The following is a 12,608-nucleotide window of genomic DNA, read 5'->3' as shown; positions in this document are numbered from 1 at the left end:
AAATTCTTACCAAATCAGCCTTTAAGGCTATTGCCAAGGATTAGTGCAAGACGTTTCCCCTCAACATCTCGATCGACGGGAGACTCCCGAAGCACGCCGACCAATGAACTTTATTCAGCAGACCCTATCTAGTCTAGGAGAGCCATAAAAATTGTTTCCATAGTTGGAAAGAGAGCTAATAATGACATGATGAATAATAGATAAATAATCAATTTATTGAAAACCGTTTCTTTTACATATGTGAATAAAAATCGTCCCAAAAATATACCAGCTATAAAAACAGGTGAAAAATATAGAAACATTTGAATAACTTGCATTGATAATAAATCTGTAATTAAATATGAAATTAATGCAATAATTTGTGTGAAAGCAAAAAAACTAATAAAGGTAGCACGTTTTTCTGTCGCTGAATCACTTAGCAAAAATTGATATAAAACAATGGGAATTCCTCCCATGCTAGTGAGACTAGTTAAAAATCCACTAAAAGCACCAACGGCAAGATTTAAGGAAACACTAGGTTTTATATCTAAATTGTACCGATCACTATTAAATAATAAAAAAACAGTGACTAACAGTAAAATCCCAATTAACATTCGTATTAATTCTGCATCAAGTTTATTTAGAAATATCACTCCCACTGGAATCATTAATATCGCCGCAAAGCTCATCGGGAAAACTTCCTGCCACTTCGTTTTTGAAATTGCATTTGGCAGTAAAATTGCTGTTGCCACTATTTCTAATGAAATAACAGTAACAACCACCTCTTGAGGATTAAACAAAATGCTTAGTCCTGGCGTTAATATCATGGCAGAACCAAAACCCGACAAGCCTCTTAAAGTACTTGCTACTATAACTAAAATAATTCCAATTATCCAGTCTAAATTTTCCATTATTTTTAATGAATAGATTAAAACAAATTAAGCATAAAATGTTTTTACTAAAATCAAACTAAAAGTAGAGATAAATAGCCAAGCAAAAACACCTAAATATAAAGGCTTTAACCCAGCTTCCTTTAATTTGTATAAATTGGTCTCTAATCCCATTGCTGTCATCGGAATCGTTAGTAAAAATTGGTTGGCTTGAATCACGAGGGCTTTTGGACCTTCTGGAAAAATCTGAAAACTATTGATCAAAATAAGTCCGATAAAACAGACAACAAACCAAGGAATGGGGGGATTTTGCCAAGTCAACGATTGTCTTTGACTAGCAGAACGGGCTGAAAATAATCCTAGTGCTAATACCGTAGGCGCTAGAAGTACAACTCGCGACAGTTTAGAAATTGTCGCAATTTGACTGGTGAGTTCTCCCTGTTGGAAGGTTGTTGCAATCACTTGAGCGACTTCATGAATCGAAGTGCCACACCAAATGCCAAAAGCCTGAGATGTTAAATGCAACAGCTCCGATAGCATCGGGTAAAGTAACATGGAAGTCGTTCCAAAAACTGTTACTATGGCGACGGCATAGGTAACATCCTCATCCTTCCCATCGACTACAACATTGGTAGCAATGACAGCAGATGCGCCACAAATAGAGGTTCCGGCTGCAATGAGTTGCGATAGTTTTTGACTAACTCCCAGATGTTTTCCCAACCAGCAAGTAAAAACAAATGTACTGACTAAAGTGATGACGACAATAAAGAGTCCCACGGAACCGATTTCAAATAGCTGACTCCAACTCAGTTGTAATCCCAGCAAAATAATAGCTAATCTTAAAAGCCATTTCAGAGAAAAGCTAACTCCCAGTTGACAAATTGGGGGGGTTCCTACGGTATTGCGGACTAAAATTCCTAATAGAATGGCTAAAATTAATGGACTTAATATGCCGATTCCGGGTAAGGTGTGCAGAAAAAGAGCAACCAATGCCAGTCCTGAAGTGAGGCAAAGTCCGGCCCCAAGCTGATAAAGCCAAACTTGGCTTTGAGCCATCTTGCGATTCTGTTTCATAAGTCGTATTTAATTATTTAGTCAAAAAGTTTTAACCGAGATTGAACTGCAAGGAATGAGATTAAGGTCCTCATTCCTTGCTAAGATGCAATATACAAATCGAGATTAGCAGAAACCTACATCAGGTTTTACAAAACGATTGCCTCTTACTCAGATGACACTTTGGCTGATTGAGAAACGACAAAAGTATTGTTTAACCCCGTAGCAATTTGTCTAAAAGCCTGACTCAAATTGGCATCTGGCTGCGCGATCGGTAAAAGTTGACCAGTATCTCCACTTTGGCAAATTTGAGAATCGAGAGGAATTTGTCCCATTAGGGGAACTTGCAGTTCTGTAGCAATTTGTTCTCCACCACCTTCACCAAAAACAGCAATCCGTTCTCCACGGTGGAGGAGATAACTCATATTTTCAATCAAACCAATAATAGGAACTCCGACGTTACGGAACATGTGAATGCTACGACGTACATCGGAAATGGCAACTTGTTGAGGTGTGGTAACAAGAATTGCGCCACAAATAGGGCTTTCTTGCACAATCGTAATTTGAGCATCTCCTGTACCGGGAGGTAAATCAATGAGTAAATAATCTAGGTCTCCCCATTCCACCTCATTAATAAATTGCGTCACGATTTTATGTAAAACCGGCCCCCGCCAAGCTAGGGGATGCTCAGGTTCTGCCAATAGTGCTACTGACATTACTTTAATGCCGTAGGCTTCCAGAGGCAGAAATTTCTGACCCTGCTCAGTCTCGACTACTTGGACATCTGAGTCTGTTAACCCCAGCATTCTCGGGATATTCGGACCATAAACATCGGCATCGAGTAACCCGACTCTTGCCCCTGCCATTTTCAAACTTGCTGCCAAGTTGACTGCAGTCGTTGACTTCCCCACACCTCCTTTACCGCTAGAAACAGCCAAAGTCGTCCGTACTCCTGGAATGGTGCAGACTTGAATATAAGTCTTTTTACACCAGATCAGAGAAGAGAGTGCCCTTCGAGCAAGTTCTTGAAGATATTGTTGGTGAGTCCCAATGTAAAGTCGGAAGTAAACATAGTGATCGACAACATTCAAGTTCCGGACCATTCCAAGACTGACAATATTATTCTTGAGGACTGGTTCTACCACTTGCTTTAAACAGGCAATGGCTTCGTGTTTATGAGTTTCAACAATCGGGTCAGGAGCATTGGATGACGTTTCAGAATCACGACTGTAATTAGCGGGAATAAGGGGAGATTGATAATTAGGCATTGGGAATTTCCTGTGTTACTTCCTGAATTTTTTGGATCGCTTTCTGGGAATTAATCCGAACGTCCATATCTGGATCGTCGAGGGTTTGTTGAAGTGCATTGAGGACAGAGGGATTTCCCAAATTACCAAGAGCAATGCTGGCATCCCGACGAACATCTGAAGATTCATCAGATAGGGCGGTCACTAATGGGGGAATTACCTGCTCATCAGCGACTCGTTGTAAAGTCTGAGCAGCAAACTTACGAACTTGCCAATGTTCATCTCCTAAGGCTTTTCCTAAAACGGAAACGGCTTCCGAAGGAGCATGGAGTGCTAAGGATTGAGCGGCATTACGACGAACTTGCCAATCTAAATCCGAAGCTAAGGCTTTTTTCAGTAAAGCCACCACTTCCTCATCTGCTAAGTGACCAAGGGTCAGAGTTGTTGCACGGCGGACTGCTTCCACCGAATCAGACATGAGAGCAAGAACAGGCTGACAGCGTTCTACTTGATTGAGATAGCGCAGGGTGATCACCGCTGCTTCCCTTAATTCAGGATGATCTGACTCTAAAAAGGGAAGAATGTAGGGTAATGCTTGTGCATCGTGAATCTTGCGCAACAAGATTAAAACGCTAAGTTGTAGGTTGACGTTATTCTGTTGCAACAAATCTAATAAGGGGAGGAGATCGTCAGGCGCGATCAATTCCTTGAGTGCCCCTAATGCTTCACTGCGAACTTCCTCATCAGGAGATTTTAGGCATTCCATTAAGGGGGTTACGGCAATGGGATTTGCCAACTCCCACAAGGCAGTGATAACAATTTTCTGGACGGCTGGACTTTCATCTGCAAGAGCTTCAATGAGAGGATCGATAGCTTCCTCATCTCCGATATGCTGTAGGGTTTTGGCTGCAACCAGTCGGTCATCAACCTGACTCGATTGCAACATCTCTACCCACTGTTTCAGTTCTGGATCAAGATCAGTATGCATAATCTATTTCTCTTTAACGCAATAAAAATGGAATTTTTACGGTAATGGCATCAGTTGGGCATTCCTTCTCACAGGGCAAGCAAAACCAACACTCGTCATACTTCATATAGGCTTTACCGGTTTCTGGATCTTTAGCCAAAACATCCAAGGGACACACTTCAATACAGGCGACGCATTTCTCTAAACACTTGGATTCATCGACAATGACAGGAACATCAACTCGTTGATTAGTTAAAGGCATGGGAATCAAATTTCTCCTTTTTTACAGTACAGGTACATTAATTTGAGGCGGTTTAGCGCACTGCTACGTCGTAAACTTCTTTTTCGAGATCAACATCAACAACATAAGGTTCGACAGGGCGTTGGAAAAGTGTCATATTCCCCGATTCGTCTTTCTTGATGTTGACGTGGCAAAACCATTCATCATTATTCTGTTCAGGATACTCAACGCGATAATGATAGAGTCCCCACCGACTCTCTTTCCGAAACAGTGACGCTCGTGCAGCCATTTCTGCACAATCTCGAATGAAGTGAACTTCTAGGCAACGCATAAGTTCGTGAGGATCGCGCGCTCCCATTAAATTAAGGGTTTCTTCGTAGCGTGCAAAATGCTTTAACCCAATCTTCATTTTATGGCTAACCTTAGGCGGTTGTAGGTAGTCATTGACTAATCGTCGCAGCTTATATTCCACTTGGGTATGGGGAACCCCCTCGGGCTGGTTAAGAGGATGATAAATCCGAGCTTTTTCTGCTTCCAGAAACTCCGGATCGGGATCAATGTGCTCTAGATTTTGACTATATCCAATCGCATTCATTCCTGCTAAGCGACCGAATACAAAGGCTCCGATCATGTAATTATGGGGGACACTTGCCATATCTCCCGCTGCGTACAATCCGGGTACAGTTGTCTCTGCATTTTCGTTCACCCAAACCCCAGAAGCACTATGACCACTACATAGACCAATTTCAGAAATATTCATTTCCACACCATTGGTACGATAGTCTTCATCTCTGCTTTCGTGGAAGCGTCCTCGACTAGGTCGTTCGTTCGTCCAAAGAATCGACTCAATTTCAGAGATGGTATCTTCATCCAGGTGAGTCATCTTGAGGTTAATGGGTCCCTTGCCTGAATTTAATTCTTTCCAGACTTCTAGCATCATTTGACCACTCCAGTAGTCACAGCTAACAAAGCGGTTTCCTTCTGCATTTGCTGTATAGGCTCCAAAAGGAGTCGCAACGTAGGCACAGGCAGGTCCGTTGTAGTCTTTAATGAGCGGATTAATCTGGAAACATTCAATATTGGTTAATTCTGCGCCTGCATGATAAGCCATGGAATAACCATCACCCGCATTGGTGGGATTTTCATAGGTGCCGTAGAGATAACCGGATTGGGGTAATCCAAGACGACCACAGGCTCCCGTACAAAGGATGACTGCTTTAGCTTGGATAACGACAAAGTCTCCATTGCGAACATCCAGTCCGATAACACCAGTGGCTCGCCCGTCTTGAACAATGACGCGAGTCGCCATGACGCGATTCGTCACCTTTGCTTTATGGCGTTTGACTTGACGAGTCAGGATTTTTTTCAAGTCTTTCCCTTCTGGCATCGGTAAAACATACTTACCAACGCGATGCACTTGCTTAAGGTCATAATTTCCGTGATTGTCTTTTTGGAATTTAACGCCCCAACTTTCTAATTCCTGAATCACTTCGTAACCCAGTTTTCCCGTTTGATGAACCGCCTTCTGATTGAGGATGCCATCGTTGGCAATGGTAATTTCGCGAACATACTGTTCTGGAGTGGAGTTGCCAGGAATAACGGCGGTGTTGACCCCATCCATTCCCATCGCGATCGCGCCGCTACGACGAATATTCGCTTTCTCTAAAATTAAAACATCTGCATCAGGGTCAACTTGTTTTGCTTTAATCCCTGCCATCGTTCCTGCAGTACCCCCACCGACGACAAGAACATCAGTTTGTAAATATTGAGTGTTCACCATGTACGGTTCTCCTATTATTAGTGAAATAACATCAATAGAGAAGAGGTTGTTAGTCACTCATACACCTTTATGACAACAAATAAGGACAAGTATTTTTTAAAGGTTAATATCAATCACAACTTCATCTCTATGATTTTCATTTTGACTCATTTTTTCTTGATTGTTTATCACAGTTTTATATGAATCGATAAAAGATATTTATCTGATCGGTGAATATTCTTTCGTAAAATGTTGGTTTTAAATTGATTATTCAATTAAATCAAAATAGATCGCTACATCCTTTGAGTTATAGTAGTGTTGGTAGTCATTTAATTAGAGGGAGATAAAAATGGAAATTTATCAGCTAAAAGTTTTTTTAGAAGTAGCTCACTGTTTAAGTTTTACAGAAGCAGCCTATAATTTAAACTTAACTCAACCAGCAATTACTGCCAAGATTAAATCCTTAGAATCAGAATTAAATACACCTTTATTTAATCGTTTAAGACGAAAGATAGAGCTAACAGAAGTCGGTAAAATTTTAGCTAATGAAAGCGTAAAAATAATTGAGTTAGAAGCTGAAGTAATAAATAAAATACAAGAATTTAAGCAAGGAGGATTTGGAACCATAAAAATTGGTGCTTATTCTGCTATTGCAGACCATTGGCTCTCTTATTTCCTTTATAAATATCGTAAAGAATATCCAGGTATTCAAACACAATTACAAACTTTCTCTTCATCTGAAAGTCTGGCTAAGTCTCTAACCAATCAAGATATTGATGTCGGATTCTCTATAATTAGCTTTAAAGAGAATAGCAATTTAATAGATATTAAAATTGACACTGTAAATTACTATATCTTTGTTCATAAACAACATAAGTTAGCTGATAAAAAATGGCTGAGTTTAAGAGAATTACTTAATTACCAGTGGGTCATAGGATCGGAAAATTTCTCTAGTCGTTTAATGTGGGCATCTCGTCTTTCAGAATTAGGAATTAAATTTTCTGATTTCAAACAATTAGAAATTGTTGATACTTTAGGACTAATGAAAACCTATTTAACTCAAGGCAATTATATCGGCTTTGCCTCTGATTTAGAACTACCTTCTTATGAGGGCTCAAATTTAGTTGCAATTCCTATACAAGAATTTCCTCTAAAAGCTAATCTTTTTATGTTGATTCCAAAATATTATGAGCATTATTTAGCTGTCGAATATAAATCCAAAACTAAAACTTCTAAAGAATCAACTCCGATCGAAAAATTTATATCGTTATTATTAAATGTATTTCAAGAAAAAGAGTCTAAAAAAAGTGAAGTAAAAGATTCTTTCACCTTGAATCCAAAATTGAAACAACCTCGGCTTAATTTACTCCAAAAATCTACAAATAAACCTGAGAAAATAGCAATTAGAATTGGCACTCAAAATCAGACTATTTCCACAGTAACAGCAGGATTGATTCCTCAAAAATTAGGACTGATTGAACATTTCCTTCCACGTAGCAAACGCTATCATTCTGTTGAATATGATTTACAGTTAATCGATTTTTCTATGGGACAACCTATTGTAGAAGGTTTACATAATAATGAGTTAGATATTGGAATTTTAGGAGATTATCCACTTCTACAAAGTGCTAAAACTATCGGCTCTTCTGGTCAAACTATCTTAGTGAGTTTTGTTGCAATTAATCCTGAAGGAACAGGAAATGCAATCGTTGTTCCTCAAAAGTCCCAAATAAAAACTTTAGAAGATTTACAAGGAAAATTTATAGAACTGCCATTTGGTTCTTCTGCTCATGGCATGGTATTACGAGCTTTAAAGCATTTTGATTTGCTTGCCGACGTTAACCTTTATCCTATGAATCAATCTATGACAAAGACTGTTAATACTAAAAAGGATACGAGCTCAATATATGCACATTTTTCACCATTTCATGAATTAGCCCACTTTCAAGATAAGTACCAATATTTATTAAATGGCAATTTAAGTGGCTTACCAAGTTTTTCTGGAATCGTGGTTCGTAAAGAATTTGCTGAGACTTATCCAGAAATTGTCATTAGCTATTTGCAAGCTATCATTGGTGCTCAGTATTGGTATCTTAATACGCCAAGTGCTTTTTCCTTAATTAGTCAATGGACAAACATTAGTCCAGAAATATTAAGCCATATTCTTAGTTCAACATACCAAAAAGAATATTCCAATCTATTTATTCCTGAACTTAATGTACGCCAAGATTGGATACAGAGTCATATTGATCAATTGCAATCCATTCCTAACCATGAATATTTGGAAGATATTTCACTTCAGAATTGGATTCAAACAGATTTCATTCACGCTGCAGCTACTATGAATTAAGTACGAGGTAGATGAAAAGGTATATGTGTGTGAGGTCAAACAAGCTTTTATTAAAATTATCATAGCAAACCCAACCGTCACACACTTTAAAAAAATGCCGCCACTATTCATTAAAATCCATACTTTTAAGTGTTTCCTCACGAATAAGCTCAAAAATCTGACGGTTCAAGTTTATAAAGTCTTGAGAATACATCAGATCTAAATGACGTGGCCGTTCTAATGGAATAGTAATCTTTTCTTTAATGCGGCCAGGGTTAACGCCCATCACAAAAATTCTGTCACCGAGAAGGATTGCTTCTTCAATGTCATGAGTAACAAAAATTACCGTTGATTTATAATCATTCCAAATTCTCAACAGTAATTCTTGCATCATATGGCGGGTCTGAGCGTCCAGCGCTCCAAAGGGTTCATCCATCAGCAAGACAGAGGGAAAATTGACGAGTGCTCGCACAATACTAGCCCGTTGTTGCATCCCGCCAGAAAGTTGATGAGGGTAAGAAGAGCGATACTTATAAAGACCGACTCGACTCAGATACTCATTCACTAACTCTCGTCGCTGTACTGTCTGTACTCCTCGTATTCTCAGACCGAATTCAACATTTTGAAAAACTGTTTTCCAGGGTAATAAAGAGTTTTGCTGAAAAACAAAGCCACGGTCAGCGCCAGGAGAATCAACTTCTCGTCGGTTGACAAATACATATCCACGAGTTTGTTTAATAAATTGGGCAATTACATTGAGGACTGTTGACTTACCACATCCAGAAGGTCCTAAGATACAAACAAACTCATTAGGCTCAATGATAAAGTTAATATCATTAAATACATGGATTGTATTCCCTTTGCGTCTAAACGAAACAGACAAGTTTTCGACTTCTAAATGACCTTTATTAACAGGTGTTTCTGCGTTAATTTTCTCTAGCTCAACCATGGTATATAAGTGTAAAAAAAACTAATTTAATAGGGAAGGTTTAAAGTACTTCCACCAGTTCCTAAGCCCGACTTTTGCTCTTGACTCGCCATGGCATTAAAGTACTCAAAAGACGATCCATAACTAAAGTACTGAGTGATCCCATTAATCCAATTAGTAACATTCCCATGACAATTGGCGGATAGTTTGAAGTAACATAGGATTCCCAAGTAACATAGCCAATACCAACACGACCTGCTATGATCTCTGCTGTTACCACACAAAACCAAGAAGTTCCCATGCCAATTATTAATCCATTAATAATACTCGGTAAGGCTCCAGGCAGGACAATATCTTTTAAGAAATGCCACTGTTTAGCTCCTAAACATTGACCGACACGAATAAATACCTGATTCGTATTTTTTACGCCTCGGATGGTGCTAATTAAAATGGGGAAAAAAGCGCCGACAAAAGTAATGTAAATCATGCCAGCTTCGGCTGAAGGAAACATTAAAATTGCTAGAGGAATCCAAGCAACAGCCGGAATTGGTCTCAATAACTCTAGAGGTAAAAATACTAAATCTTCAAGTATCTGAGACCAGCCAATTAAAATCCCCATAGTGATCCCTAATATTGAAGCAATCAAATACCCCATTAGAACTCGAAAAACACTAGCTTTAATATGAACTAGCGGCTCATCAAAGATGAATTCAATCGTAGCACTTAAAACCTCTAAAGGGGATGGCACAAATGAAAAATTGATGAATAAGTTAAATTGGACTACGCAAAGAATTTGCCAAATTCCGAAGAATAGGATTAAGGAGAAAAGCTGTCGAAAGATTTGACTGGAGTGAATTTGCTCTTTGAAATCATTTTGCTGGAAAAGTAATAAAAAATCACTAAATTTTGCAACGGTTGTTTTAAGTTGCTTTGATAAAGAAACTGATAGAGAAAGTCTAGTCATAAGTATAACTCCAAAGAAAGAAGAAAAAGGGGAAATGAGAGCTTAGTAAGTTTTGTCGATATCACTTACTAAGACTTTTCGTACAGCCAGCATTCTGTGTGTTAATTAATGTTTAACTGCGTTGCTTTTATGCCTTCGGGAATGAACTAATTTTGAATTAGAACTAAGTTACTTAGAAGGCGCTAAGGCTGCTTGCTCAGAATTTTGAGCATAAATGGTTTGCTGAATTCCTTTGAAGTCTGCTACTTTTTTTCCAGATTCATCTGCAAATTCTTGAGCATCTTTTTCTAACAGGAAAGCAGAGACTTTTTCACCATTTTTGACATAATAGGAATTTTCTGCAAAAAGTTTCCAGCCTTTTTCTCGGTCATGAACAAACATGACACTAGCTACTTTGCCTTCTTCTCTTAATTTAGGTAACATTTTTACCATATTGGAAACAGAAGCAAAATTCATGACTTTTTCTTCTCCTTTAACCCAAAGTTGAGCTGCCATTTTGGGATTCTCAATGGATTCTTTGGTCAGTGCATCTTCACCACTAATCACGTAGCTATTGGCAGTTTCAAGAACCTGATCATGACTGAGATCCATTTCTTTCATGGCTTGCTTCAGATAACTGTTATCTATCCACTGGGTAACATCTTCTGGATCAACACTTCTATTAACTTTCCCTAGTTCTGTTAGAGTGGTGATACTATTTTTTAGTGCTTCTGTATGTACTTCACGAATTGTCGGATCAAGCGTTTGCAGTCCAGAGGGACCTAAAAACATATAAACAACCTCTTTTTCAATGCCAGCCCACTCTTCAATATCGCCTGAAATTGCCTCTGGATTTTCCCGGTACATTTGATTTGCTTCCAGCATTGCTTTCATATAGGCAGTGACAATTTCAGGATACTGGTCTGCAAAATCGGAACGAACGACAATACCGTGTAAAGTGGGAACACCGGTTTGAGCACCATCAAAAATCTTCTTGGCAAAGCCTCGAAAAGGAAAGAGTTCACCAAAGGGAACAAAGTCTGCGTGGGCATCAATTTGTCCTGTACGTAAACTCGTCCCTCCAACTGGTGGAGACTGGGAAATCAGTTCCACATCTTCTTGAGGATTGATTCCATTATCTTTGAGAGCTTTTAGTAACATTCCATGAGCGGCAGATCCAAAAGGAACTGAAACGCTTTTTCCTTTAAGATCAGCTAGGGATGTTACTTCACTACCTTTAGGAACAACTACTGCATTCCCTGCTCCATTTGGACTATGGGCAAGCGTTCCAATGTAAACTGACTCTACATCACCCCCTTCTTCTTGAAATTTTATCAAGTTAATAACAGTAGGGAAGTCTCCCATTAAACCAATATTAATTTGCCCTGCAATCATTTTATTAGTGATTGGGGGTCCTGATGTGTAGCTAGACCATTCAATTTCATACTCTACATTTTCATATTTTCCAGTTGTCGGTAAGTGCTTTTCTAAAAGCTTTTTCTCCCGAACTGTAGCACCTCCAACTGCTGTATTGATGACCTGATCTTGAGTACCAATAGAAATTCGTATTACTTTTTCGTTTCCCGAATTAGTTGCATCTTCACTAGAACCAGACTCAGTAGTGCTAGAACAAGAACTTATAAAAAATAGTGAAATCAGAAAGAAGTAAACTGTTATTTTTGGTTTGAGCCAGTGTGATTTTTTCAACATAGTAAAAATGAGGTTAATCTAAGTTTTGGAATTATTTCGATACTATCTATAATGTTGTTTATCATTTTGTATCTTGATTTACAAAAAAAGGTGTTTTTTTGCTTTTATTGATAACAGTTTTTGTTCAAGTCATTAATTTTTTTTATGCCAAATCAGAGCAATCAGTAGTTTAATATCGTTTATAAAAACTAATTAGAAAGTCAACTGATTATTTCACTCATTCACAAATCAATTGACACTCCCACGTCTAGAGACAGTGAAATTTCTGGTTCTGCGACTTCACTTGTTCAGGTCGCGCGAACTTGTCCAACCTGAGTAGAGGTGATATCTCCCAAAGCCTTCTTAAGTAAAAGGTATATAGCAATCCCAGATGATTTGTAATTTTTTCGCCCCGGCCCAATTCTGGGGGGATTCCATGAGTCAACTTTTTACATAAGATTATAGAACTGCTATATATCATGACGATACTAAACAAATTGATTACGAGCAAATCTATATTTAAAAATCTGTATTTAAATTGACATTAAATCTACAAAATGAATGTCAAGATTTGTATAATTTG

Annotated in this window: 10 protein-coding genes; 1 reads left to right on the top strand and 9 read right to left on the bottom strand. The window is 38.5% G+C overall.

The annotated features are described in order from the left end of the window. Nucleotides 1-128: 128 nt before the first annotated feature. The 6 genes from DACSA_RS06835 to DACSA_RS06815 form a co-directional block, all read right to left on the bottom strand. Nucleotides 129-890 carry a sulfite exporter TauE/SafE family protein gene (locus DACSA_RS06835; protein ID WP_015229046.1) on the bottom strand — a complete coding sequence of 254 codons (762 nt, stop codon included), beginning with the start codon at nucleotides 888-890 and terminating at the stop codon, nucleotides 129-131. A gap of 27 nt (nucleotides 891-917) precedes the next feature. Then, a complete protein-coding gene (locus DACSA_RS06830; protein WP_015229045.1) occupies nucleotides 918-1,943 on the bottom strand; it encodes a YeiH family protein in 1,026 nt (341 codons plus the stop codon). A gap of 146 nt (nucleotides 1,944-2,089) precedes the next feature. Beyond that, entirely contained in the window at nucleotides 2,090-3,190 is a 1,101-nt protein-coding gene (locus tag DACSA_RS06825) for a P-loop NTPase (RefSeq protein ID WP_015229044.1), read from the bottom strand. Next, on the bottom strand, nucleotides 3,183-4,157 hold the full coding sequence (locus DACSA_RS06820) for a HEAT repeat domain-containing protein (protein WP_015229043.1): 975 nt from the start codon (nucleotides 4,155-4,157) through the stop codon (nucleotides 3,183-3,185). The genes DACSA_RS06825 and DACSA_RS06820 overlap by 8 nt, the downstream gene beginning before the upstream one ends. Nucleotides 4,158-4,170: 13 nt before the next feature. Next, a complete protein-coding gene (locus DACSA_RS18960; RefSeq protein ID WP_015229042.1) occupies nucleotides 4,171-4,398 on the bottom strand; it encodes a 4Fe-4S dicluster domain-containing protein in 228 nt (75 codons plus the stop codon). Between the two features lie 52 nt (nucleotides 4,399-4,450). Then, the gene (locus tag DACSA_RS06815) at nucleotides 4,451-6,157 is read right to left on the bottom strand and encodes a fumarate reductase/succinate dehydrogenase flavoprotein subunit (protein ID WP_015229041.1); all 1,707 of its coding nucleotides are present in this window, start codon (nucleotides 6,155-6,157) and stop codon (nucleotides 4,451-4,453) included. 328 nt (nucleotides 6,158-6,485) lie between these two features. Here DACSA_RS06815 and DACSA_RS06810 point away from each other — a divergent pair, with 328 nt between their 5' ends. Beyond that, complete coding sequence (locus DACSA_RS06810; protein WP_015229040.1) at nucleotides 6,486-8,486, top strand: LysR family transcriptional regulator; 2,001 nt, start codon at nucleotides 6,486-6,488, stop codon at nucleotides 8,484-8,486. A 103-nt stretch (nucleotides 8,487-8,589) separates the two neighbouring features. Here DACSA_RS06810 and DACSA_RS06805 read toward each other — a convergent pair whose 3' ends face one another. From DACSA_RS06805 to DACSA_RS06795, 3 genes are all read right to left on the bottom strand, one after another. Continuing rightward, nucleotides 8,590-9,414, bottom strand: a complete 825-nt coding sequence (locus tag DACSA_RS06805; RefSeq protein WP_015229039.1) for an ABC transporter ATP-binding protein — start codon at nucleotides 9,412-9,414, stop codon at nucleotides 8,590-8,592. 61 nt (nucleotides 9,415-9,475) lie between these two features. Next, on the bottom strand, nucleotides 9,476-10,357 hold the full coding sequence (locus DACSA_RS06800; protein WP_015229038.1) for an ABC transporter permease: 882 nt from the start codon (nucleotides 10,355-10,357) through the stop codon (nucleotides 9,476-9,478). A gap of 168 nt (nucleotides 10,358-10,525) precedes the next feature. Continuing rightward, nucleotides 10,526-12,046: an ABC transporter substrate-binding protein gene (locus tag DACSA_RS06795; RefSeq protein WP_015229037.1), complete on the bottom strand. Its 1,521-nt coding sequence runs from the start codon at nucleotides 12,044-12,046 to the stop codon at nucleotides 10,526-10,528. Nucleotides 12,047-12,608: the final 562 nt, after the last annotated feature.

It is taken from the genome of Dactylococcopsis salina PCC 8305 (assembly GCF_000317615.1).
Taxonomy (GTDB): Bacteria; Cyanobacteriota; Cyanobacteriia; order Cyanobacteriales; family Rubidibacteraceae; genus Halothece; species Halothece salina.
The sequence above is the reverse complement of the archived record's forward strand: the minus strand, read 5'-3'. Positions and strand labels throughout refer to the sequence as shown.